Source organism: Streptomyces sp. NPDC001549 (assembly GCF_042894025.1).
Classification (GTDB): Bacteria; Actinomycetota; Actinomycetes; order Streptomycetales; family Streptomycetaceae; genus Streptomyces; species Streptomyces kutzneri.
Window position 1 is genome coordinate 87,208 of the sequence record NZ_JBIAVJ010000010.1, and the last position, 21,921, is coordinate 109,128.

22 protein-coding genes are annotated in these 21,921 nt (G+C 73.3%); 14 read left to right on the forward strand and 8 right to left on the reverse strand.

The features are described 5' to 3' along the window. Positions 1–380: 380 nt before the first annotated feature. From ACFY04_RS18560 to ACFY04_RS18580, 5 genes are all read left to right on the forward strand, one after another. Positions 381–1,559: a glycosyltransferase gene (locus ACFY04_RS18560; RefSeq protein ID WP_389117923.1), complete on the forward strand. Its 1,179-nt coding sequence runs from the start codon at positions 381–383 to the stop codon at positions 1,557–1,559. Between the two features lie 246 nt (positions 1,560–1,805). Continuing rightward, the gene (locus ACFY04_RS18565) at positions 1,806–2,315 is read left to right on the forward strand and encodes a DUF6643 family protein (RefSeq protein WP_030713698.1); all 510 of its coding nucleotides are present in this window, start codon (positions 1,806–1,808) and stop codon (positions 2,313–2,315) included. Positions 2,316–2,362: 47 nt separating this feature from the next. Continuing rightward, positions 2,363–3,187: an MOSC domain-containing protein gene (locus ACFY04_RS18570; protein WP_389117926.1), complete on the forward strand. Its 825-nt coding sequence runs from the start codon at positions 2,363–2,365 to the stop codon at positions 3,185–3,187. A gap of 195 nt (positions 3,188–3,382) precedes the next feature. Further along, the gene (locus ACFY04_RS18575; RefSeq protein WP_389117927.1) at positions 3,383–4,015 is read left to right on the forward strand and encodes a hypothetical protein; all 633 of its coding nucleotides are present in this window, start codon (positions 3,383–3,385) and stop codon (positions 4,013–4,015) included. Between the two features lie 146 nt (positions 4,016–4,161). Next, on the forward strand, positions 4,162–6,627 hold the full coding sequence (locus ACFY04_RS18580; protein ID WP_389117930.1) for a right-handed parallel beta-helix repeat-containing protein: 2,466 nt from the start codon (positions 4,162–4,164) through the stop codon (positions 6,625–6,627). On the opposite strand, the gene ACFY04_RS18585 is transcribed toward ACFY04_RS18580, so the two are convergent. Then, a complete protein-coding gene (locus tag ACFY04_RS18585) occupies positions 6,569–8,956 on the reverse strand; it encodes a hypothetical protein (RefSeq protein ID WP_389117931.1) in 2,388 nt (795 codons plus the stop codon). The genes ACFY04_RS18580 and ACFY04_RS18585 overlap by 59 nt on opposite strands. 231 nt (positions 8,957–9,187) lie before the next feature. Here ACFY04_RS18585 and ACFY04_RS18590 point away from each other — a divergent pair, with 231 nt between their 5' ends. Then, the gene (locus ACFY04_RS18590; protein ID WP_389117932.1) at positions 9,188–9,676 is read left to right on the forward strand and encodes an SRPBCC family protein; all 489 of its coding nucleotides are present in this window, start codon (positions 9,188–9,190) and stop codon (positions 9,674–9,676) included. A 360-nt stretch (positions 9,677–10,036) separates the two neighbouring features. Here the strand turns inward: ACFY04_RS18590 and ACFY04_RS18595 are convergent, their stop codons facing one another. Then, on the reverse strand, positions 10,037–11,191 hold the full coding sequence (locus tag ACFY04_RS18595; RefSeq protein WP_389117933.1) for a PLP-dependent cysteine synthase family protein: 1,155 nt from the start codon (positions 11,189–11,191) through the stop codon (positions 10,037–10,039). 199 nt (positions 11,192–11,390) lie between these two features. On the opposite strand from ACFY04_RS18595, the gene ACFY04_RS18600 reads away from it, so the two are divergent. Then, positions 11,391–11,939, forward strand: coding sequence for an ATP-binding protein (locus ACFY04_RS18600; RefSeq protein ID WP_389117934.1), 549 nt, complete (start codon positions 11,391–11,393; stop codon positions 11,937–11,939). 115 nt (positions 11,940–12,054) lie between these two features. On the opposite strand, the gene ACFY04_RS18605 is transcribed toward ACFY04_RS18600, so the two are convergent. Together ACFY04_RS18605 and ACFY04_RS18610 are read right to left on the reverse strand one after the other, a co-directional pair. After that, positions 12,055–13,323 (reverse strand): ROK family protein, encoded by a 1,269-nt coding sequence (locus tag ACFY04_RS18605; RefSeq protein ID WP_389117937.1) that lies wholly within the window; start codon positions 13,321–13,323, stop codon positions 12,055–12,057. Positions 13,324–13,366: 43 nt separating this feature from the next. Next, the gene (locus ACFY04_RS18610) at positions 13,367–14,026 is read right to left on the reverse strand and encodes an alpha-ketoglutarate-dependent dioxygenase AlkB family protein (protein ID WP_389117939.1); all 660 of its coding nucleotides are present in this window, start codon (positions 14,024–14,026) and stop codon (positions 13,367–13,369) included. Positions 14,027–14,065: 39 nt separating this feature from the next. Here ACFY04_RS18610 and ACFY04_RS18615 point away from each other — a divergent pair, with 39 nt between their 5' ends. The 6 genes from ACFY04_RS18615 (at position 14,066) to ACFY04_RS18640 (ending at position 18,393) form a co-directional block, all read left to right on the forward strand. Beyond that, positions 14,066–14,809 (forward strand): maleylpyruvate isomerase family mycothiol-dependent enzyme, encoded by a 744-nt coding sequence (locus tag ACFY04_RS18615; protein ID WP_389117941.1) that lies wholly within the window; start codon positions 14,066–14,068, stop codon positions 14,807–14,809. A gap of 66 nt (positions 14,810–14,875) precedes the next feature. Beyond that, the gene (locus tag ACFY04_RS18620) at positions 14,876–15,127 is read left to right on the forward strand and encodes a DUF6332 family protein (protein WP_314241889.1); all 252 of its coding nucleotides are present in this window, start codon (positions 14,876–14,878) and stop codon (positions 15,125–15,127) included. Between the two features lie 2 nt (positions 15,128–15,129). Next, positions 15,130–15,285: a hypothetical protein gene (locus ACFY04_RS18625; protein WP_389117943.1), complete on the forward strand. Its 156-nt coding sequence runs from the start codon at positions 15,130–15,132 to the stop codon at positions 15,283–15,285. A gap of 57 nt (positions 15,286–15,342) precedes the next feature. After that, positions 15,343–16,152, forward strand: a complete 810-nt coding sequence (locus ACFY04_RS18630) for an SDR family oxidoreductase (RefSeq protein WP_389117945.1) — start codon at positions 15,343–15,345, stop codon at positions 16,150–16,152. A gap of 20 nt (positions 16,153–16,172) precedes the next feature. Beyond that, entirely contained in the window at positions 16,173–16,751 is a 579-nt protein-coding gene (locus ACFY04_RS18635) for an IS607 family transposase (protein WP_389117947.1), read from the forward strand. Continuing rightward, positions 16,744–18,393 carry an IS200/IS605 family accessory protein TnpB-related protein gene (locus ACFY04_RS18640; protein WP_389117949.1) on the forward strand — a complete coding sequence of 550 codons (1,650 nt, stop codon included), beginning with the start codon at positions 16,744–16,746 and terminating at the stop codon, positions 18,391–18,393. Before ACFY04_RS18635 ends, ACFY04_RS18640 begins: the two co-directional genes overlap by 8 nt. 64 nt (positions 18,394–18,457) lie before the next feature. Here the strand turns inward: ACFY04_RS18640 and ACFY04_RS18645 are convergent, their stop codons facing one another. From ACFY04_RS18645 to ACFY04_RS18655, 3 genes are all read right to left on the reverse strand, one after another. Continuing rightward, positions 18,458–18,862: a hypothetical protein gene (locus tag ACFY04_RS18645; RefSeq protein WP_389117951.1), complete on the reverse strand. Its 405-nt coding sequence runs from the start codon at positions 18,860–18,862 to the stop codon at positions 18,458–18,460. A gap of 34 nt (positions 18,863–18,896) precedes the next feature. Continuing rightward, complete coding sequence (locus ACFY04_RS18650) at positions 18,897–19,844, reverse strand: spherulation-specific family 4 protein (protein ID WP_389117953.1); 948 nt, start codon at positions 19,842–19,844, stop codon at positions 18,897–18,899. A gap of 204 nt (positions 19,845–20,048) precedes the next feature. Next, a complete protein-coding gene (locus ACFY04_RS18655) occupies positions 20,049–20,747 on the reverse strand; it encodes a TetR/AcrR family transcriptional regulator (protein ID WP_389117955.1) in 699 nt (232 codons plus the stop codon). 157 nt (positions 20,748–20,904) lie between these two features. On the opposite strand from ACFY04_RS18655, the gene ACFY04_RS18660 reads away from it, so the two are divergent. Continuing rightward, positions 20,905–21,363 carry a nitroreductase/quinone reductase family protein gene (locus ACFY04_RS18660; protein ID WP_389117957.1) on the forward strand — a complete coding sequence of 153 codons (459 nt, stop codon included), beginning with the start codon at positions 20,905–20,907 and terminating at the stop codon, positions 21,361–21,363. 67 nt (positions 21,364–21,430) lie between these two features. On the opposite strand, the gene ACFY04_RS18665 is transcribed toward ACFY04_RS18660, so the two are convergent. Then, positions 21,431–21,921: hypothetical protein (locus ACFY04_RS18665; protein ID WP_389117960.1), on the reverse strand; the 491-nt coding region annotated here is incomplete at its 5' end.

Sequence of the window (21,921 nt, forward strand, 5' to 3'; positions counted from 1 at the left end):
GACCGCGCCCAGGGCCCGCCACGGCAGGACCGAAAGGCCACCGCCGCCGGGACGCCGGGGCGCACGAGACACCCGCCGGAACCGCCACACGGAGAACAGCAGAGCCGCCACACCCCGACCGGGACACCGCCGCACACCCGGTCGGCACCCCGACCGGGAGACCGCCGCACACCCGGCCGGCACCCAGGCCGGGAGACGCCACACCCAGGCCGGAAGGCCCACGCACCCCGGCCGGGAGGCCACCGCAGCCGGTCCAGGAGACCATCACACACACGCCGCGAGGCCACCGCACCTCGACCGGGAGGTCACCGCCGGGAGGCCGCCGCACCCGGGGTGGCGGGGTGCGGGACACGCCCGCCCGGGCCCGGCACACTGCCGCCATGGGCCTCCTCACCGCCGCCTGCGCGGCCTACGCCTCCCTCGCCGCCTGGCTCTGGCTCACCCTCGCCCAGGGCATGTTCTGGCGGACCGACGTCCGCCTCCCGCCGCGCACGGCCCCCGCCCGCTGGCCGTCCGTCGCGATCGTCGTCCCGGCCCGGGACGAGGCCGAGGTGCTGCCGCGGAGCCTGCCCTCGCTGATCGCCCAGGACTATCCCGGCGAGGCCGAGGTGATCCTCGTCGACGACGGCAGCACCGACGGCACGGGCGAGCTCGCGCGCCGGCTCGCCCGCGAGCACCCCGGGCTCCCCCTCACCGTCTCCTCCCCCGGCGACCCCGCACCCGGCTGGACCGGCAAGCTCTGGGCGCTCCGGCACGGCATCGGGATCGCCCGCACCGCGCATGCCACCGAGCCCGATTTCCTCCTCCTCACCGATGCCGACATCGCACACGAACCCGACAGTCTGCGCGAATTGGTCGCCGCCGCCACCTCCGCGGACCTCGACCTCGTCTCCCAGATGGCCCGCCTGCGGGTGGTCGGCCTGTGGGAGCGCCTCGTCGTACCGGCCTTCGTGTACTTCTTCGCCCAGCTCTACCCCTTCCGCCGGATCAACCGGCCCTCCGCCCGGACCGCGGCGGCCGCCGGCGGCTGCGTACTGCTGCGCACCGCGGCCGCCGTGCGGGCCGGGGTCCCCGACTCCATCCGCCAGGCGGTCATCGACGACGTGTCCCTCGCCCGCGCGGTGCACCGCTCCGGCGGCCGGATCTGGCTGGGGCTCGCGGAGCGGGTGGACAGTGTCCGCCCGTACCCCGTGCTCGCGGACCTGTGGCGGATGGTCTCGCGCAGCGCCTACGCGCAACTGCGCCACCAGCCCCTCCTGCTGGCCGGGACGGTGGCCGGGCTGGCGCTCGTCTACCTCGTGCCGCCGGCCGCCCTGCTGACGGGGATCGCGGCCGGGCGTCCGGACATCGCCTGGGCGGGCGGCGTGGCGTGGCTGCTGATGGCCGGCACCTACCTGCCGATGCTCCGGTACTACCGCCAGCCGGCCGCGCTCGCTCCACTGCTTCCGTTCACCGCGCTGCTGTACCTCCTGATGACCCTCGACTCGGCCGTCCAGCACTACCGGGGCCGCGGGGCGTCCTGGAAGGGCCGAACCTATCCCCGTCCCAGTGACGCCTGAAACGGCGAACTGCCGCCCGAGACAGAGTCATCCGAGGTCACCGCATTGTGACGCTGCGTCAGCACGAAGTCGGTGCAACACCCATCCGGTGAGTACGAGTACGAACAAGGTGGGGCGGAAGTGGCGAATCGTGCACGTGAACGTCAAGTGAAAGGTGAGGCCCTGACCTGCGAATATGCAGGTCAGGGCGGGGTTGACCACACCTCGCTATGGACCCGGTGAAGTCGTGGGCTTAACTTAGGTCCCATGACCTCCCCCCGCTCCACTTATGGCGGCGGTTACTACTCCGCGCCCTCCTTCCCGGACACCCCCATCTACGACTCCCTCGTCGCCGAACGCGGCACTCCGCAGATCGCCCCGATCCGCGTCCCGGCCGCCTACGAGTCCCCGAGTGCCGGATACTCGAGCGGCGGGTACCTGCCGGCTCTCGCGTCGTCGATGCCCGCACTGCCGCCGGCCCAGCCCCAGCAGCAACAGACCTCGGGGTACGGATACCCGTACCAGCAGCAGTCGGCCCCGCAGCCGATGCCGCTGCAGCAGGCTCCGGCCCCGTACATCCCGCAGCAGCAGCCGATGGCGGCCCGCGGCGGGTACATGCCGCAGCCCCAGCCGCAGCAGCCCCGCCCGGTCGCCATGGCCACCGGGTACGAGGCGATGCGCCCGGCCGCGCCGCGCCCGATGCAGGTGCCCGCACCGGTGCCGGCCGCCTCGTACGAGGACCCGTACGGCCGCCCCTACCAGGGGCGCGGCTACTGACGGGGCTCTGAGACGCGGGGCAGCGGAAGGGCTGGCAGGATGCCCTCATGTCGAACTTGCACGTCCAGGCGCTCCACATCCATCCCGTCAAATCGGTAGCGGGGACCGCTCCCGACGAGGTGGCCGTGGAGCCCTGGGGTCTGTCCGGGGACCGCCGTTGGGCGCTGATCGATCCCGAGGGCGCGGTCATCACCCAACGCCGCCATCCACGCCTCGCCCTGGCCGCGGCCCGTCCCGCGGGCGGCGGCCGGATCGCGGTGACGGCGCCGGGCATGGCGGAGCTGTTCGTGGAGGTGCCCGAGCCGGGTCCGCTGGAGCCGGCGATGCTGTTCGGGAAGAAGGTCGAGACCGTGGCCGCGGCGACCACCGCGGCCGACTGGTTCAGCGCGTACCTCGGGGAGCCGGTACGGCTGATGCACATGGATGATCCGGCGGTACGCCGTCCCGTGGATCCGGACTACGCCCTGCCGGGCGAGATGGTGAGCCTCGCCGACGGCTATCCGCTGCTGATCGCCACGCTCGCCTCGCTGGACGCGCTCAACTCGCTGATCGCGCAGGGGGACCATCCTGAGGAAGGCCCTCTGCCGATGAACCGTTTCCGCCCCAATGTGGTGGTTTCCGGGGCCGAGGCGTGGGCGGAGGACGGCTGGCTCCGCATCGCGATCGGCGATGCCGTCTTCCGCGGTGTTCGCGAATGCGGCCGGTGCGTCGTCACCACCACCGACCAGGAGACGGCGCAGCGGGGCAAGGAGCCGCTGAAGACCCTGGCCAGGCACCGGCGGATCGGCCGGTCGCTGGCGTTCGGGCGGCTCCTGGTGCCGGTGCGGCTGGGTACGGTGCGCGTCGGCGACGAGGTCCGTGTCCTCGCGTGACGCGTCCGGTGCCGTCCTGGGACAGGTGGGACATGAGGGGCGGACGGGTGGTCGCGGACCGGCGACCCGCCCGGATTGACACCTTCGAGGGGCTCGGCGCCCGGGCTGGAACCAACTGGCACGACCAAGCCGTTGGATCAGTCAGGACAGAGGCGCAGACAGGCGGAGACTGGCACAGGTTGGGGGAGCCGGACCGTGCGGACAGCAATGGGTGTGTGGCGGTGGCGGCGCAATCCGCTGCGCCGGCCGACCGATCTTTTCGAGGCGTGGGTGGCGTTCGCCGCGCTGGTGTGTGTCCTGGTGGTGGCTCCGGCCGTCGGCTGGGTCGCGGGCCTGCAGGTGGACGGTACCCTTCAGCAGGCCGCGCACGAGCAGCGGCAGGAGCGTCATCTCGTCCCGGCGGTGGTCCTGCGGCCCGCCCCGGAATCGGCGGCCGCGGACGCGGGCGCTTCGGCGAGCGCCTCGGCCGACACGTCGGCGCAGCGGACGGCCCCGCACCGGACGCAGATCGTGGCCTCGTGGACCGCGCCCGACGGCAGCAGCCATCAGGGCACGGTGCCGGCCGCGGAGGAACCGCCGCGGCCCGGCGAGCGGTTCCGGATCTGGACCGACGCGCGCGGCCGGCTGGTGGGGCAGCCGCTCGACCCGTCCGCGGCCGTGTTCCACGCGGGGATGGCGGGGCTGGCCGCCGCGATCTGCGTGGCCACACTGGTGGAGACGGTCCGGCGGCTGGTCGTACGGCGGCTCATGCATCGGCGGTACATACGTCTGGACCGGGCCTGGGCGGCGGCAGGACCGGACTGGGGCCGAGCGGGCGCAGGCAGTTGACCTGGCAGCTCATCGGCGCCGCGCGCGCTACGGTGGAGCGGCCGGATCGGTCGCACCAGTGACTTCGGTGGCTGCGGTGACGTCAGACTTCAGTGGCATCGGTCGTATCGGCAGCGCGAGTACGAGGGTGGGGGCACGACAGCACCATGGTTCAGGGCACGGTCCAGGTGACGCACGGCGGGACTTCGCGGTGGCGGCGCCGCTCCGGTGAGTATCCGACGCTGACCGCCGCGCTCGCCGTCGCGGGCGACGGGGACGTGCTGACGATCGCCCCCGGCACCTACCGCGAGAACCTGGTGCTGGACCATGCCGTCACCCTGCGCGGGCCCGAGGGCGGGACGGGGTCGGTGCGGATCGCCCCGCTCGACGGGGTCGCGCTGACCGTGCGCGCCTCGGCCGTGGTCCAGGACCTGTATCTGGAGGGCCAGGACCGGGCGGCGCCCGCGCTGCTGGTGGAGGAGGGCTGCCCCGAGCTCACCGATCTGCGGGTGAGCACCCACTCCGCCGCCGGCATCGAGGTACGCGGCTCCGGAGCCCGGCCCCTGGTGCGGCGGTGCACGGTGGAGAATCCGGCCGGTGTCGGCATCGCCGTACTGGACGGTGGCGGCGGGGTGTTCGAGGAGTGCGAGGTCGTGTCCGCCGGGCAGAACGGCGTATCGGTGCGCGGCGGCGGCCGGCCCCGGCTGGAGCGCTGCCGGATCCACCACGCCACGGGTGCGGGCATCGGGGTGACCGGCGAGGGCTCGGGTCTGGAGGCGCTGGGCTGCGAGGTGTACGAGGTCAAGGGCGCCGGGGTGCAGATCGCCGCGCGCGCCACGGCCCGGCTCACCGACTGCTCGGTGCACCGCACCTCGGCCGACGGGGTCACGCTCGACACCGACGCGGTGCTCACGCTGGCCGACTGCGACATCCACGACATCCCGGAGAACGCGGTCGATCTGCGGTCCCGTTCGGTGCTCACCCTCAGCCGCACCACCGTGCGCCGGTTCGGCCGCAACGGCCTGTCCGTGTGGGACCCGGGCACCCGGGTGGACGCCGAGTCCTGCGAGATCCACGACAGTACGGGTGACTACCCGGCGGTGTGGATCAGTGACGGGGCCACCGTTTCCCTCGACTCCTGCCGGGTGCACGACGTGCCGGACGCGCTGTTCGTGCTGGACCGCGGATCGCGCGTCGACGTGGTCGACAGCGATCTGTCACAGGTGCGCAACACCGCCGTCTCCGTGAGCGACGGGGCGACGGCGCAGCTCGACGACTGCCGGATCCGCGAGGCGGCGACCGGGGCCTGGTTCCGCGACCACGGCAGCGGCGGCACGCTCGCCGGCTGCACCATCGACGCCGTGCAGACCGGTGTGATCGTCACGAAGGGCGCCGACCCCACGCTGGAGCGGTGCACGGTCACCTCCCCCGCCGAGGCCGGGTTCTACGTGTCGGCCGGTGGCCGGGGCACCTTCACGGGCTGCCGGGTGACGGGCAGTTCCGGCTTCGGCTTCCACGTCATGGACGGCTGCCGCACCACGCTGACGCGCTGCCACACCGAGCGCTGCGCCCGCGGGGGCTACGAGGTCCCCGAGGACGGGCCGATCGCCGAGGAGTGCACCGGCGACGAGTCCGGCGCCCGTCTCGCGGACCGGGCCGTCCCCGGCGGCGCGCCCGCCGGGGCGCGGGCGGGCATCCGTACGGCCACCGGGACGCAGAGCCCCGTGGCGCAGCCGGCGCAGACGCCCCCGCCTTCCGTACCGCGGCCCGCGGACGGGCCGGAGGGCGGTCCGGCCGCCGCCGCGCCGGATTCCGGCGAGATGCTGGGCCGGCTCGACGCGCTGGTGGGCCTGGACAGCGTCAAACGCGAGGTACGGGCCCTCACCGACATGATCGAGGTGGGCCGGCGGCGGCAGCAGGCGGGCCTGAAGGCCGCCTCGGTGCGCCGGCACCTCGTCTTCACCGGCTCCCCCGGCACCGGCAAGACCACGGTCGCCAGGCTGTACGGGGAGATCCTGGCCTCGCTCGGGGTGCTGGAGCGCGGGCACCTGGTCGAGGTGTCCCGGGTGGACCTGGTCGGCGAGCACATCGGCTCCACGGCGATCCGTACGCAGGAGGCCTTCGACCGGGCGCGCGGCGGGGTGCTGTTCATCGACGAGGCGTACGCGCTGGCGCCGGAGGACTCGGGCCGGGACTTCGGGCGCGAGGCGATCGACACGCTGGTGAAGCTGATGGAGGACCACCGGGACGCGGTGGTCGTGATCGTCGCCGGGTACACGGCGGAGATGGAGCGCTTCCTGACGGTGAATCCGGGGTTGGCCTCGCGGTTCTCCCGGACCATCACCTTCGGCGACTACGGGCCCGGGGAACTGCTGCGGATCGTGGAGCAGCAGGCGGAGGAGCACGAGTACCGGCTCGGGGACGGTACGCCGCAGGCGTTGCTGACGTACTTCACGGAGCTGCCCAAGGGCCCGGCCTTCGGCAACGGCCGCACGGCCCGCCAGACCTTCGAGTCGATGGTGGAGCGGCACGCGGGCCGGGTGGCGCAGCTCGCGGAGCCCAGTACGGACGAGCTCACCCTGCTGTTCCCGGCGGATCTGCCGGCGCTGCCGGTCCAGCCCGCTCCTTGCTGACCACGACCCGCTGACCCGGTACCTCGGCCCGTGCGGCGGCGTCCAGCCGGGCGAGCAGGGCGTCGCGTTCGGCGGCGAAGGCGGGATCGGCCTGGTAGTCGGAGTGGCCCAGGATCGGGGCGGGCAGCGGATGGCGGGCGCTGCGCCCGTAGGCGAGCGGGTCGGCGAGCGGGCCGCGGTCCACGTCCGGCTCCGCGCCGGGCAGCGCCGGCCCGCCGATGGGGTCGGTGGCCCGCCAGAGGTTGCGCCAGCAGTCGACCTCGCGGTGCAGGGCGGTGAGCGGACCCGGGCCGAAGTAGGCGGGGAACCAGCGGCCGTAGAGGCGGCCGAGCGGGGATCCGTAGGTGAGCAGGGCGACCCGGCGGCGGGCGGGCGGCGGCAGTTGCCAGACGGCCGCCGCGGCGAGCACGCTGCCCTGGGAGTGGCCGGAGATGACCAGGCGGCCGCCGGTGCGGCCGGCCATCCGCCAGGTCAGGTCGGGTACGGCCCGCTCGGCGTAGCAGGGCGGCGCGAAGGGGTGGGCGGCGCGCGGCCAGAAGGTGCCGACGTCCCACAGGATCCCTATGGTCCGGCGGGCGGCGGGGTCCCGGTAGGCGCGGCGGCCCCAGGCGATGAAGGCGGCGATGCCGAGGCCGATGAGCCAGGACCCGGCGTCCTGGGCGGCGCGGGCGGCGGTTTCCAGCAGCGGCACGGTCCCCCGGGCCGCCTCGCCCGGGACCTTTCCGCTGAACCAGGCCCCGGCCAGCGCGCCCGCGCCCAGTACCAGGGTGATCCCGGAAACGGCCGCCACGAACCAGGGCGCGGAGTCGGTGAGCGCGGCCGCGGTACGCGCCCCGGCGATCCTGCGGCTGCGGGCGAGGTCCGGTGTCTCCCCCGGGTACTCGGCGGCCACGGCGGCGGCGAGCCGGCCCCGTGCCCGGGCTCCGAGCACCGCGAACCAGCCCGTGAGCAGTGCCAGTACGAGGAGCAGCGGGGGCAGTACGGCGGCCTGCCAGGACAGCAGCACGGGCGGTCCGGGCAGCGGGGCGCCGGGCATCCCGGGCGTGGCTCCCCCGTCCAGCCAGTCGGCGACGCGCTGGGCGACCCCGCCGGACATCACCCCGCCGAGCGCGCAGCCGAGCATCGCGACGGCGGGCCCGCCGAGGCCGCGCAGGGCGGCCGCCGCGTCGGGCGCCCTGCGGTACAGGTGCCGGGCGACGGCGGCGAGGGCGAGCACGCAGAGCCCCTGGCCCAGCATGAGCACGCCGAAGGCCAGGTCCCCGGGGAGCCGTCCGGTGGCGGTCCAGCCCGGGCGCGACCAGCAGGCGTGCACGAGGACGGCGGCGAGCAGGACGAGGGCGGCTCCGGGCAGCAGGGTGACGGCGGCCCGGTCGAGCCGGTGGTCGGCCCGGTCCTCGGTGCGGCCGCGCCGGCACACGACCGAGGCCACGGCGACGGCCCCGGCGGCGAGCAGGACCTGCGTGAGCGTGCCGAGGGCCGCGAGGACGGGTGCGCCGGCCCGGCGGTCGTGGCGCGCGGTCGGTACGGAGACGGCCACCGCCACGGTGAGCAGCCCGGCGGCGGTGTGCGCGGCGCGCAGCCGGGCCACGAGCCGGCGGCCGTACCAGAATCCGGGGCGGCCGAGCGCGGGCACGGGGTCCGACGCGGTGTCCGGGTCGGCGGTGCCGGCGGGCGGGGGCTGGGACTCGTAGGCGCTCCAGGTGCGGTTCGAGAGGTACCAGAGCAGCCCGGTCAACGCGGCGGGGACCAGGGCCCCGAGGGCGAGGCGCCGCCCGGGCTGGGCCCACCAGCCTCCGCCGGGCGCGAGGAAGCCCAGCCAGGAGCGGAACCGGGAGCCGGCGCAGGTCCCGGAGCCCGCGCACTGCCAGGCGAGGAGGTCGAGCGCGACCTCGCAGGCGGCGGCGATGAGCAGCACGGTCAGACTGAGGGCGAGGATCCGTACCAGGACCCCGTACGTGCGCACGGCGCGCGGCGCCGGGTCGGCGGCGGGCGTGGCCGGCCGGGCCCAGTGGGCGAGGTTGGCCACCATGAAGGGCAGGAGCAGCAGCCACAGGGCGCGGGCACCGTTGCCGGAGGTGAGCCGGGACCAGCAGTAGGCCTCGGGGACGGGCCGCCCGGCGTACCGCTCGGGGTGGGCCTCGGCGTCGGCGTCCTCGGTGCGGCGGAAGACGGCGGCGGTGGAGTCGCCGGTGACACGGACGGTGCGCGGGTCGCCGAGCAACTCGCCGGGGGCGGCGCCGGCGACTCCGTGGACCAGGAGTTCGAGGGCGAGGGGGGTCTGGGACGGGGTGTGGGGCGGGGAGTTGTCGGGCTGGGGGCGGTCGGGCACAGCGGCCTCCGCTCGCGGGGCGGGATCGGCGCGGCTCCAGCATCCCGCGCGGCGGAGCCGCTGCCCAGGTCCCGCGCGGGGGTCGGCAGAGATCGGGCGGGGTCGGACAGGGCCGGACGGGTTCAGTCGAGATCGGTCCGGATCGGTCGGGATCGCTACGGACTTCTCACGGGTACGGGGCTATGGTGGCGCGCACGCCTGTTCAGCGCCTCACCCCAGGGGGTACCGCCCATGGCTCGCCGACTCCGACCGGTGGGGCTCGACTTCATCGACGACGCGCCGGTCCGGCTGGTCTTCGCCACCGACACCGTGGCGCCGCCCGAGGCCGTGTACCAGGCGCTCGCCGAGGAAGTGGAGGGCTGGGCCGACTGGTTCGGGGCGGTGACCCTGGCCCGCCCCACGCACGGGGGCGCGGGCCGCGAGGTCAGGCTGATGGGCGGGGTGCGCTTCCAGGAGACCATCATGGCCGCGGATCCCGAGCGGCGTTACGCGTACCGGGTCGACACCACCAACGTCCCCGGGGTACGCGCCCTGTTGGAGGAGTGGCGGCTGACCGCGGCCGGTACCGGCACGCACGTCCGCTGGACCTTCGCGGCGGACGGGCCGGCCCCGTTCCGCCTCGGCCTGGCCGCCGCCCGCCCGGGCCTGGGCCACTCCTTCCGCACGGCGGTCCGGTCCCTGGACCGGCGGCTCACCGCCCGGCGCGGGGCCGATCAGTAACCGGGTCCGCCACGGTGCCGGTCGCAGGGTGGACTTCGGCGAGCTCTCCCCAGGGGGTGTCTTGCCCCCGCGCCCCAGACCGCCCTGCGGAACTCCTGCAGGGTCATCGCCGGCCCGGTGCCGGCATCCGGCCCGGTGCCGAAATGGACCACCGCGCAGCGTGCGCAGCACGAGCCGCGGCACCGGACCTCCCCGGCGGCGTCCCGGCCGGCCACGCCCCGGGCCCGGAACGCCCGTTGGGTCCGCACGGTCGAGACGATCAGCAGGACCGCCCCGGCAGGGCGTTTCCGTCCCCGGACGGTCACAGTCGCACCGCAGACCGGCCAGACCTGTCGGACCCGCCGGCCCGAGCCGGCCCGGTCAGACCGCCGGCTCGCGCCAGGCCCCCGTCGTCAGCAGCGTGTCGATGGTCTTCGCGTACGGGGCGATGTCGAGCCGCTGCGCCGCCAGCCACTCGTCGGAGTAGTACTTGTCCAGGTAGCGGTCGCCCGGGTCGCACAGCAGGGTGACGACGCTGCCCGTGCGGCCCTCCGCCACCATCTCCGAGATGATCTTCAGGGCGCTCCACAGGCCGGTGCCGGTCGAGCCGCCCGCCTTGCGCCCTATGGCCGTCTCCAGCGCGCGGCACGCGGCGACGCTCGCCGCGTCCGGGACCTTCATCATCCGGTCGATGGCCCCGGGCACGAAGCTCGGCTCCATCCGCGGCCGGCCGATGCCCTCGATGCGCGAGCCGCAATCGCTGCTCGCGTCCGGGTCGTTGTTGGTCCAGCCCTCGAAGAAACAGGAGTTCTCCGGGTCCGGCACGCAGATGCGGGTGTCGTGCTGCATGTAGTGCACGTAGCGCGCGATGGTCGCCGAGGTGCCGCCGGTGCCGGCGGTCGCCACGATCCAGGCGGGCTCGGGGAAACGTTCCAGCTTCAGCTGCTGGTACATCGATTCCGCGATGTTGTTGTTGCCGCGCCAGTCGGTGGCCCGCTCCGCGTACGTGAACTGGTCCATGTAGTGCCCGCCGCTGCGGGCGGCGAGCTCGGCCGACTCCTCGTACATCTTCATCGGGTCGTCCACGAAGTGGCATGCGCCGCCGTGGAATTCGATGAGGCGGCACTTCTCCGGGCTGGTCGTGCGCGGCATGACGGCGATGAAGGGGACACCGATCAGTTTGGCGAAGTACGCCTCGGAGACGGCGGTTGAGCCGGACGAGGCCTCTATGACCGGGCGGCCGGGGCGGATCCAGCCGTTGCAGAGCGCGTAGAGGAACAGCGAGCGCGCGAGGCGGTGCTTGAGGGAGCCCGTCGGGTGGGTGGACTCGTCCTTGAGGTAGAGGTCGATGCCCCACGCCTCGGGGAGCGGGAAGCGCAGCAGGTGGGTGTCGGCGGAGCGGTTGGCATCGGCCTGGACCTTGCGGACGGCCTCCTTCAGCCAGGCCCGGTAGTCCGCGTCGCTGCGATCGACGTCGACGGTCGTGGCAGTCGTACCGGTGATACCGGTGGTTCTGGTGGTGCCGGTGGTGCTCATGTGCCGCGCTCCTTCGTGGGTGAACTTCGCCCCCCTTCTTCGCAATGTACCCCTCCCACCTGCACAAACGTTCGCTTTGGGGATCCATGCGAATCCCTTTCGATCGCGTTCGGTTGCACTGTGCGGCACCGTGGGTGACCCTGGTGGAGCATTACCGAGGGTGCAGCACCCGTAACACTCATGTCGGGGAGTCGCAGCCGTGATCACTCATTCCCGCAGGCACTGCGTCGTCGAACTGCAGGCCTTGCCGTCGCGGATCGGCCAAATCCGCAGAATCGTTTCTGCACAACTGCGCCACTGGGAGCTCGACCCGCTCATAGACCGGGCTGCGCTCGGCGTGACGGAACTGCTCAGCAACGTCCACCGCCACGCGCAGCCGGACAAGACCTGCACCGTGGAGATCGAACTCCGGCTCGGGCGACTGACGGTCTCCGTCATCGACAGCGATCCGCGGTTGCCGGTCGTCCACAGGACGCGGGCGGAGGCGCTGGAGACCTGCGGACGCGGGCTCGCCCTGGTGGAGGCGCTCAGCGAGGCCTGGGGGGCGCGCGAGCGGCCCGACGGCCCCGGAAAGGCGGTGTGGTTCTCGCTCACGGCGGCCCCGGCCAGGGCGACGCCGGTACGGCCGGTCCCCATCAGGGCCACGCCCGTACGGGAACCCGCGCGCGCGGTGCTCCTGGCCGTCGATCCGGGTGCCGTCGCGACAGGCCTGCCGGTGGCATCGCCGGTCGGCGCCCGGCCCGGGTGACCGACCGCCCCGGCCCCGGGGGCCCGGCCCGATCAGCGGGGACGGCCGGTGCCGGCCGGTGCCGGCCGGTGCCGGCCGGGCCCGGCAAGATCGGCCCGAACCGGCCCGATCCGGCTTAGGCCAGGGCTCCCAGCGGGTCGTCGAGCACCGGCTGCCACGCCAGCTCCGCCGCGCCGACCAGGCTGTTGTGGTCCAGGGTGCACGGCAGGATCGGCACCCCGCCGCTGCGCCCCCACAGGCTGCGGTCCGCGACCACCGCGCGCAGCCGCTCCGGGTCGGCGTGCAGCAGCTCCCGGTGCAGCCCGCCCAGGATGATCCGGTCCGGGTTGAGGATGTTCACCAGGCCCGCGAGGCCGAGCCCGAGCCGGTCGATCAGCTCCTCCGTGGCCGCGCGTACCGCCGGTTCGGCGGGCTCGTCGCGCAGCAGGTCACGGGCCTGCTGGAGCAGCGACACCTCGGGGCCGGGGCTGCGGCCCGCCGCGGTGAGGAAGGCCAGCGGGTCCGCCTCCACGTCCAGGCAGCCGCGGCTGCCGCAGTGGCAGGCCCGTCCCTCGGGGTTCACGGTGAGGTGGCCGACCTCCAGGGCCAGGCCCGAACTCCCGCTGTGCAGGCGGCCGTCCAGCACCAGCGCCCCGCCGACCCCGCGGTGCCCGGTGGCCACGCACAGCAGGTGCTGGGCGCTGCGTCCCGCGCCGTGCCGGTGCTCGGCCAGGGCCGCGAGGTTGACGTCGTTGCCCGTCAGGGCCGGGCCGTCGATCCCGGCCGCCTTCACGCACTCCGCGAAGATGGCCCGTACGGGAGAGCCGGCCGGCCAGGCCAGGTGCAGCGGGTTCAGCGCCGTACCGTCCGGCTCCGCGACCGCCGAGGGGACCGCGAGACCCGCGCCGACGCAGCGCCGGCCGCTCTGCACGAGCAGCTCCGCGCCCGCCTCCACGACCGCGCCGAGCACCTGTGCCGGATCGGCGGAGACGGTGACCTTGCCGGGGGCGGTGGCCACGATGCGGCCGCCGAGGCCGACCAGGGCGGCGCGGAAGCCGTCCGAGTGCACCTGGGCCGCCAGCGCCACCGGACCGTCCTCGGCCACCGAGAGCCGGTGCGAGGGGCGGCCCTGGGCTCCGCCGGTCCCTCCGGCTCCGCCCGGGCGGGAATCGACACGGATCAGCCCGAGGGCCTCCAGCTCGGCGGCGACCGCTCCGGCGGTGGCGCGGGTGACCCCGAGCTCGGCCGTCAGCACGGCGCGGGTCGGGGCACGGCCGGTGTGGACGAGCTCCAGCGCCGGCCCGAGCGCACCGCGACCCCGTTCCAGCCTGGTCCGCGCAGCCGCACCGGACGCGGATGACGTGGTCACATCCCCCACCCGCGGCGGGGCCCCGTTGCCGTTCATGGCAACGATCCTCGCATGATCGGAGGGCGCCGGGTGCCGCCGCTCAGCCCAGCCCGCCGACCCGGAGTGTGATGTTGAGCCGCCCGGTCAGCCCGAGTTCCCGCGGGCCCGTGCCGGGCAGGACCTTCGGTACCCCGTGATAGGCCAGCCGGCCCGCCTCCCCGAAGACGAAGAGATCCCCGCTGCGCAGCTCGACGTCCCGGTACGGGCGCCCGCGCGAGGCGGTGTTCCCGAAGCGGAAGACGCAGGTGTCGCCGAGGCTGAGCGAGACCACCGGCGCGGTGGACCTCTCCTCGGCGTCGCGGTGCATGCCCATGCGGGAGTCGCCGGCGTAGAAGTTGATCAGCGCGATGTCGTAGGCCGGTCCGGGCCCGGGCTCCGGCGGGTACCCGTACGCCGCGGTCACCGCCTCCCGCCCCAGCTCGGCGAGCCATGGCGGCATCGGCTTGACCGGTGCCCCGTCGCCGTCGACGGCGGTGCGCGCGTACCCGTACGGGTACCAGTGCAGGCCGAGGCACACCTGGCGGGCGGTCATCACCCCACCGCCCGGGGTGCGTACGGTGCGCAGGCCGGCGGGCGGCCGGGCCCACGCGCGGCAGGCCGCCAGCAACTCGCCCTGGCGCCCCGCCCCGAGCCAGTCCGGCAGGTGCACGGCGCCGGGGGCGATCACGGTCCGCTCGCGCGGGAAGAGTTCCCCGTCCATGCTCTCCATTGTCGCGGGCGGGCTGATAGGACTCACGGTATGGAGATCACCGAACATGTGAAGACCCTCGCACGCGAAGGCGAGCTGCTCGCCGAGGTGGCCGAACGCGCCGGTACGGAGTCCGCGGTCCCCACCTGCCCGGGGTGGCGCGTCACCGACCTGCTGCGGCACACCGGCTCGGTGCACCGCTGGGCCACCGCGTACGTCGCGGAGCGGCGGCTCGAGCCGGTGGGCTTCCCGGACGCGCCGGAGCTGGTCGGCGGCGAGCTGCTGGCCTGGTTCCGGGAGGGCCACGCGGACCTGGTACGGACCCTGAACGAGGCGCCTGCCGATGTGCAGTGCTGGACCTTCCTGCCGACGGCCCCGCCCTCGCCGGTGGCGTTCTGGGCCCGGCGGCAGGCGCACGAGACCACCGTGCACCGGATGGACGCGGAGGCCGCGCTCGGCGTGGTCTTCTCCGCGGTGGAGCCGGAGTTCGCGGAGGACGGGGTGGACGAGCTGCTGACCGGCTTCCACGCCCGGCCGCGCAGCCGGGTGCGGACCGCCGAGCCCAAGGTGGTGCGGGTGCGGGCCGCCGACACGGGCGCGGTGTGGACCGTACACCTGTCGGCGGAGCCGGCCCGTACGGTGCAGGGCGACACGGGCGAGGCGGCGGACTGCGAACTGACCGGCGAGGCGGCCTGGCTGTACGAGGCCCTCTGGAACCGGACCCCGCTGGCGGGTCCGGGGGTGACGGGCGACCTGGCACTGGCCCGGCTGTGGACGGACACGGCCGGAATCTGACCCTGCCGACGCCGGGCGCGACATGGGGGGCTTGTGACGGGCCGTGCACGCTGTGACACTGCACGCATGGAGCGACGTACGCAGGCGGACCGGGACGCGATCACCATCGAGATCGTCTACGCCTTGGTCAGCGCCTGCTTCGCGGCCGCCCTCGCCTTCGGCGCGGTGTACGGGCCCGCGCTCGCGTTCTCCCTCTCCCCGTCGACGCGCCGCACCCTGGCCGTGGCGGGCGTGATCCTGGCGGCGGCGGTGTTCCTGCTCCGGGTCACCCACGTGCTGCTCGGATTCGCCCGCCGTCCGGAGAACGACGGGCGCTGACCATGGGCACGGCGAGGTGGCCTCGGTACGGTCGGGCCCCCGACGATCACGGGGGCGACCGGAGCACGGCGAACCTGGAGAAGCACAAGGCGTTGCTGATCGGCACCCGCGACGGGATCAACGCCTGGATGCAGGGCCACCCCGACGACTGCCGCTGACGCGGCACGCGCGAAATTCGGGTGCCGTGTCCGGGGCGGCCCGCCAGGATGGCGGGCATGACCGGTGAGACGCGCGCGGGGAGTCGGCAGGAGGTGGGTGAGGCGGGGCGGCGCCGGCTCGCCTTGGTCACGGGGGCGGGACGTTCGGCGGGGATCGCGTCGTCCGTCGTGCTGAACCTGGCCCGGGCCGGGTGGGACGTGGCCTTCACCTACTGGACCCCGTACGACGCGCGGATGCGGTGGGGCGTGGAGTCGGGTGCGCCCGAAGAGCTGCGGGCCGAGGTGGCGTCCCTGGGCGCGAGGACGCACGCGGTCGAGGCGGACCTGAGCGACCCGGCCGTGCCGGCTCAGCTCTTCGACAGCGTCGAGGATGCGCTGGGGAACGTCACCGCGCTGGTGCTCTGCCATTGCGAGTCGGTCGATTCGGGCCTGCTGGACACCACGGTGGAGAGCTTCGACCTGCACTTCGCGGTCAATGCGCGGGCCACCTGGCTGCTGATCCGGGAGTACGGGCTGCGGTTCCGCGGGCGGCACGGCAGCGGGCGGATCGTCAGCCTGACCAGCGACCACACCGCCGGCAACCTGCCGTACGGGGCGAGCAAAGGCGCGATGGACCGGATCACGACGGCCGCCGCCCACGAGCTCGCCCACCTGGGAGTGACCTGCAACGCGATCGATCCCGGCCCCACCGACACCGGGTGGATGGGCGAGGAGCAGAAGGCGGACCTGATCCGTGCAACTCCCCTAGGACGCCTCGGCGTCCCGCAGGACTGCGCGAACCTCGTCACGTTCCTCTGCTCCGCCGAGGGGGGTTGGAAACTGTTGGTCCTTTGGTTCATTCTTGTGAGTGATAGTGCATTTGGGTGAGTGTCGTTACGGTCGGGTGCATGAACCTGAAGGAGTGGGCGAAGGCGCAGGGTGTGCATCCGCAGACCGCGTATCGCTGGTTCCGTGAGGGCGTGTTGCCGGTCCCGGCCGAGCGAGTGGGGCCGCGCACGATTCTGGTCAATGTCGAGGCGAACATCTCACCGTGTGTGACGGGTGGCGTGGGCCTGTATGCCCGCGTCTCCTCCCACGATCAGAAGCAGGATTTGGAACGTCAGGTCGCCCGGCTGACCGAGTGGGCGGTGAAGGCCGGGCACCGAGCGGTTCGCGTCGAGTCGGAGATCGCCTCGGGCATGAACGGCAGCCGGACAAAGGCGCGTCGTCTCCTGGCCGACCCTGCGGTGACCACTGTGGTGGTCGAGCACAAAGACCGCCTCGGCCGGATGAACGTCGAGCTCGTCGAAGCCGCCCTGTCCGCGACCGGCCGCCGCCTGGTGGTGCTGGACAAGGGCGAAGTCGAAGACGACCTCGTACGCGACATGGTCGAGGTACTGACGTCTTTCTGTGCCCGCCTCTACGGCCGCCGCTCCGCGAAGAACCGGGCGAAGAAGGCATTGGAAGCGGCGGCTGCCGATGACTGAGCAGTCGAAGAAGAAGCCGCGCACCATCGACGCGCCGTTCGTGGCCCTCGGCCCGTCCGGTGTGGCGATACGTGACCGCCTCAAGAACTTGAGCGTCGAGGACGACAAGGTGTTGCGTCTGATCGGCGAACACCTGGGGCGGCTGGCCTGCCTCGACCTGGCGGCCCGCTGCGCGGATGGCAACGACCATGACGCGCAAAGGTGGGCGGCCCGCAAGCAGGGCCTGACCGCAGGTTCGTCGTCGCGCTGGGCGGGTTCGATCACGAAGGCCACACACGATCAGTGGGCGCTGTCCCGCCGTTGTCAGCTCGCGCACATCCAGAGCCTTGAGGCCGGTGTCCGCACGCTGACGCACCGCCTGTCCCGGCCCATCGGGGAGGAGGGCACCAAGCGGGCGCCGGGCGGATACCGCTCCAAGGGCGAGTGGTTCCACAAGTCCCGGCGTCTGTACATCCTTCAGCACCGTCTCGATACGGCCCGAGCCGACCGGGAGAACGGTGTCGTGCACGTGGTGCGCGGCGGCCGGCAGCTGCTGGGCACCCGGCACAACCTCGAAAAGGCGCAGCTCACCGAGGGCGAGTGGCGGGAATGCTGGGAGGCGGAGCGCTGGTTCCTCGCCGCTGACGGCGAGTCGGGCAAGCAGTACGGCAACGAGACGATCCGCGTCACCCCGGACGGCGAGCTGTCGGTCAAGCTGCCCGCACCGCTCGCGCACCTGGCCAACGCCAAGCATGGCCGGTACGTCCTCACCTCCAAGGTGCAGTTCCAGCACCGGGACGCCGAATGGCGGGACCGTGTCGAGGGCAACCGGTCTGTCGCCTACCGCATCCACTACGACGTGTCCCGGGGGCGCTGGTACCTCACCGCCTCCTGGCAGCGCCCCGTCGTCCAGACGATCCCGCTTGCCGTGGCCCGCGCGAGGGGCATGATCGGTGTCGATACGAACGCCGACCACTTCGCCGCCTACCGCCTCGACCGGCACGGCAACCCGGTCGGCAACCCCAAGCGCTTCTCCTACGACCTGTCCGGGTTGGCGGACTACCGTGACGCGCAGATCCGGCACGCCATCACCCAAATCCTGCACTGGGCCAAGCGCTGCGGTGTCGCCGCCATCGCGATCGAGGACCTTGACTTCACCGCCGAGAAGACCCGCGAGAAGCACGGCCGCAAGAAGCGGTTCCGGCAGCTCATCTCTGGTATCCCCACCGGAAAACTCAAAGCCCGGCTCGTCTCCATGGCCGCCGAAGTGGGCCTGTCGATCGTCGCGGTCGATCCGGCCTACACCTCCCAGTGGGGCGCCCACCACTGGCAAAAGCCACTGGCCACCCCACGACGCAAGATGTCCCGTCACGATGCCGCCGGCATCGCGATCGGACGACGCGCCCTCGGGCACCCGATCCGGCGACGGACGGCACCGCCCCCACAGCACCGGAGTGATGCTGTGGGGCATCGGACCGTCCAGGCCGACCGTGGTACCCGAGGACGTGAGGGAACCCGCCCACCCGTCACGGAACGTGCACACGATGCACGTGCCCGAGCGGTGACCACACGAGGAACGCGGGCGACCAGTGCATCCAAAACCGTTCGGGATACGCGCAGTGCCGGGCAGTGGGTCCAAGACTCACTCCTGATCACTGATTAGGAACGGTTGGATCAACGCCCGGCTCCTCCGGAGCGACGGCGGCCTGGGTCAGCCCTGATCCACTTCAAGCCTCGTCGCGGTGGGTGAGGTGACCGTCGGTGAGCCGCCAGTAGTGGCGGTGCGGGGCCTGCCGCCAGGTCTCGTCGGCCGCAATGGCCTGCGTGACCCATTCGTGCAGTTGCGGGAGGGCGTACGCCTGGAGAAGGGCGCGGGTGGCCGCACGCTCGTTGGCGTCGACGGGGTGGACGTCGATGCGGAAGCCGACCATGTCCGGGTGGATGCCGCGCCCGTAGTTGCGCGGTTCCGGAGCAACCCATGCGGCTCCCAGGACGATGGTCCCGCTGTTGTGCCCGGTGAGGAACCGAAGGTCCGTGACGCGGTCCGGATGGGCGCCGAGACAGGCGTTGATGTCGGTGGTGGTCAGTGGCCAGGCACGGTGGCGCGGCAGGCGTCGATTTCGTGCGGACATGGAAGGAAGAATCGCAGAGGGCCGGTGACAGCCCTCAGCCGAGGGTGGCCGCGTACGTGGTCTGGGTGCGGTACTTCCATGCCGGGCCCGCGTTCCAGGGGTTGGGCATGACCGTGCTGGTCGCGTACGCGTAGCCCGCGCCGCGGTCGAAGGCCGTGCGCAGGGTGGCGCGCATCGCCTCCGTGTCGGGGACGTCGTGGACCAGATGCCAGAACGCCGTGCCGCTCGGGTCGAGTTCGGCGCCGGAGCGGTAGCCGGAGGGGTGGTCGAAGACGTTGCCGCCGAGCCAGCCGGCGCCGGTGTACGCGGCGTACGTGTCCTCGAACGTGACGAAGATGTCCGCGGTGCGGTGGCCCGGCTCCAGGTAGCAGTCGGCTATGGCGGTGCCGGGGTTGTTGACGACGAGGTCGGGGGCGGCCGGGTCGGCGGCGTCCATCGCGTCCTGGACGTAGCGGCGCAGCTCGGCGTAGTAGTCGCGGGTGGCGTTGGCGGGGCCGCAGTCGCGGCTGACGACGTCGAAGAAGATGCCGTCGACGTGGAGGCGGCCGTCGGGGGTCTTGAGGTAGTTGTCGACGGAGGTCTTGGCAGCGGCGATGTCGCGGTTGCCGTGGTCGGTGTGGACGTAGCCGAGCACCCGGGTCTTCTCGCCGGTGGAAGTGGTACGGGCGCGCAGTGCGTCGGCGCGGGCCCGCCAGGGGCCGTCGAACGGGGAGTCGCCGTTGCCCGGGTTCAGTACGACGACCGAGGGGGCCGGAGCGGTCGCGGTGAGGTCGGTCAGCATGGGGTCGTTCGCCCAGACGTACGCGGGGACGCCGATGTCCAGGCCCCGCACGCCCGGTGTACGGGGGGTGGGGGGCGGGGTGGGCGCCGGAGGGGCGGCCTGGTGGGGCGCGTCACGTGCCGCGGCGATGATGGCGGGCGCCGATGCGGCCAGTAAGGCGGTGACCAGGGCGGCGTACAAGGCCTTCACGGCGCGAGGCATGAACGTTCCTTCGGCGGCGGCAGGGGGGCGACCCGAGGAACACTAGACGGGCGGCCCATCGTTCAAGGCTGAACCGCCCGCATTCGTATCAGGAACAGAAGAGCGAGCCGTCCCCTCATCATGTGAATCTCCTGGATCCACCAGACCTCCTGGAGATCATGGAGAGCCCAGATATCCGCGACGGTCCGCGCCGCCGCCCGCCCGTCATACGGCCGGCAGTCCGACCCCGTGCGCGAGCTGGTCGGCGGCGTGCGCGAAGAAGGCGGCCCGGTCCTCGACGACCCGGTTGAACTGGCCGAACAGCTCGAAGGACACCAGACCGACCAACTGGGCCCAGGAGGCGACCAGAGCGGCGGTGACCGCCGGGGGCAGGCCCACGGCGAAGTCGGCGGTCATCCGGTCGGCCTCGGAACGCAGGGCGGACGGCAGCGGCGGGAGGGCGAGGCCGGGGCCCTCGTACGCGGCGCGGAGGATGCCGATGAAGGTGTTGGCGACGCGGGAGGCCGGGCCCACGGTGTCGACGGGGGCGCTGTAGCCGGGAACCGGGGAACCGTAGATGAGGGCGTACTCGTGCGGGTGCTCCAGCGCCCAGGAGCGGACGGCCTCGCAGACCGCGATCCAGCGGGCGCGGGGCGGGGCCCCGGCGGCGCGGGCATGGGCGTCGGCCGCCTCGGCGGCCGCGCCGACGCTGTCGTACGCGTCGATGATGAGGGCGGTGAGCAGTTCGTCCCGGCTGGGGAAGTACCGGTAGAGGGCGGAGGAGACCATGCCCAGCTCGCGGGCGACGGCGCGCAGGGAGAGCTTGGCGGCGCCCTCGGCCGCGAGCATGCGGCGCGCCTCGTCCTTGATGGCGGCGGTGACCTCGATGCGGGCCCGTTCCCTGGCCCCTCGCACGGTGTTCATGCGGGTCAGTCTGCCACGCGAACGGAGCACTGCCCAGGAAACGGATTGCCGCTCCATTTCGAGAGCACTGCTCTTGCTTTGGCGCACCGATCCGTGCACACTGCTCTCAAGCGAGAGCGGTGCTCTCTCAATGAAGAAAGCGGCCCCGGAGGTCACGATGAACGCGCCCACCCCGTACTACGTCCAGGCGACCCCGTTCGAGACCCGCTTCAACGCGCTCTTCGGCAAGCTGGCCCGATTCGGCATCAGCCTGGCGGGCAGCGCCGAGCTGTCGGTACGCGGCCGCAAGTCCGGCGAGATGCAGCGGATCCCGGTCAACCCGCACACCTACGGGGGCGCCCAGTACCTGGTCTCGGCCCGCGGCCACTCCCACTGGGTCCGCAACATGCGGGTGGCAGGCGGCGGCGAGCTGCGCGTGGGACGCAAGGTGCGCGCGTTCACCGTCACCGAGATCACCGACCCGGTGCAGAAGGCCGACATCCTGCGCACCTACCTGGAGAAGTGGGGCTGGGAGGTCAACCGGTTCTTCCAGGGGGTCACCGCCAAGTCCTCCGACGCCGAACTGCAGGCGGCCGCCGGCGACCACCCGGTCTTCCGGATCACGGTGTCCGGCTGACCCCGTGTCCGGCCGGCCCCGTCACGGCGGCCGCCCGGACGGCGACCGCCCCGCCCGTGCCGGTCACTCAGCCGAACGGCCGGCGCAGCCGCTCCACCAGCCGCTCCCACAGGTGGTGCCGCCACAGCCAGAGCGGCAGCTCCCGGTGCGGGACGAAGGACCACAGGTCGTCGTCGGCCTCGTTGCCGCGGGGGCAACGACGCAGCAGTGCCAGACAGCGCCGGTCCACCGTGCCGTGGAGTCGCGCGACGTGTGCCAGGGCGATGACCCCCTGCCGGCGGACCTCCCGGTCGGCCGACTCCAACGCCCTCGCGACCACGGGGAGCACGGCCTCGGGGTCGGCGTGGTTGAGGGCGAGCCCGATCACCGCCACCCCGGCCTTGGGCTCGCCGCGCCGGAAGGCCGCGAGGACGACCTCCGGCCGGTCCACCCCGAGGAGGTTCGAGCCGCCCCGCCAATCGGGACCGCCGGCACGGCCCGCGTCCGCACCGCCGGCCGTACCCGCACCCGTACCGTCGGCCGTGCCCGCACCCGCACCGTCGGCCGTACCCGTACCGT

What these genes read in the sequence shown, in the direction of transcription:
- ACFY04_RS18655 (WP_389117955.1), bottom strand. Translation starts at nt 20,747, where the DNA reads ATGAACACCGTGCGAGGGGCCAGGGAACGGGCCCGCATCGAGGTCACC.
- ACFY04_RS18630 (WP_389117945.1), top strand. Translation starts at nt 15,343, where the DNA reads ATGACCGGTGAGACGCGCGCGGGGAGTCGGCAGGAGGTGGGTGAGGCG.
- ACFY04_RS18625 (WP_389117943.1), top strand. Translation starts at nt 15,130, where the DNA reads ATGGGCACGGCGAGGTGGCCTCGGTACGGTCGGGCCCCCGACGATCAC.
- ACFY04_RS18620 (WP_314241889.1), top strand. Translation starts at nt 14,876, where the DNA reads ATGGAGCGACGTACGCAGGCGGACCGGGACGCGATCACCATCGAGATC.
- ACFY04_RS18640 (WP_389117949.1), top strand. Translation starts at nt 16,744, where the DNA reads ATGACTGAGCAGTCGAAGAAGAAGCCGCGCACCATCGACGCGCCGTTC.
- ACFY04_RS18595 (WP_389117933.1), bottom strand. Translation starts at nt 11,191, where the DNA reads ATGAGCACCACCGGCACCACCAGAACCACCGGTATCACCGGTACGACT.
- ACFY04_RS18560 (WP_389117923.1), top strand. Translation starts at nt 381, where the DNA reads ATGGGCCTCCTCACCGCCGCCTGCGCGGCCTACGCCTCCCTCGCCGCC.
- ACFY04_RS18565 (WP_030713698.1), top strand. Translation starts at nt 1,806, where the DNA reads ATGACCTCCCCCCGCTCCACTTATGGCGGCGGTTACTACTCCGCGCCC.
- ACFY04_RS18615 (WP_389117941.1), top strand. Translation starts at nt 14,066, where the DNA reads ATGGAGATCACCGAACATGTGAAGACCCTCGCACGCGAAGGCGAGCTG.
- ACFY04_RS18590 (WP_389117932.1), top strand. Translation starts at nt 9,188, where the DNA reads ATGGCTCGCCGACTCCGACCGGTGGGGCTCGACTTCATCGACGACGCG.
- ACFY04_RS18660 (WP_389117957.1), top strand. Translation starts at nt 20,905, where the DNA reads ATGAACGCGCCCACCCCGTACTACGTCCAGGCGACCCCGTTCGAGACC.
- ACFY04_RS18610 (WP_389117939.1), bottom strand. Translation starts at nt 14,026, where the DNA reads ATGGACGGGGAACTCTTCCCGCGCGAGCGGACCGTGATCGCCCCCGGC.
- ACFY04_RS18570 (WP_389117926.1), top strand. Translation starts at nt 2,363, where the DNA reads ATGTCGAACTTGCACGTCCAGGCGCTCCACATCCATCCCGTCAAATCG.
- ACFY04_RS18635 (WP_389117947.1), top strand. Translation starts at nt 16,173, where the DNA reads ATGAACCTGAAGGAGTGGGCGAAGGCGCAGGGTGTGCATCCGCAGACC.
- ACFY04_RS18645 (WP_389117951.1), bottom strand. Translation starts at nt 18,862, where the DNA reads ATGTCCGCACGAAATCGACGCCTGCCGCGCCACCGTGCCTGGCCACTG.
- ACFY04_RS18605 (WP_389117937.1), bottom strand. Translation starts at nt 13,323, where the DNA reads ATGAACGGCAACGGGGCCCCGCCGCGGGTGGGGGATGTGACCACGTCA.
- ACFY04_RS18650 (WP_389117953.1), bottom strand. Translation starts at nt 19,844, where the DNA reads ATGCCTCGCGCCGTGAAGGCCTTGTACGCCGCCCTGGTCACCGCCTTA.
- ACFY04_RS18580 (WP_389117930.1), top strand. Translation starts at nt 4,162, where the DNA reads ATGGTTCAGGGCACGGTCCAGGTGACGCACGGCGGGACTTCGCGGTGG.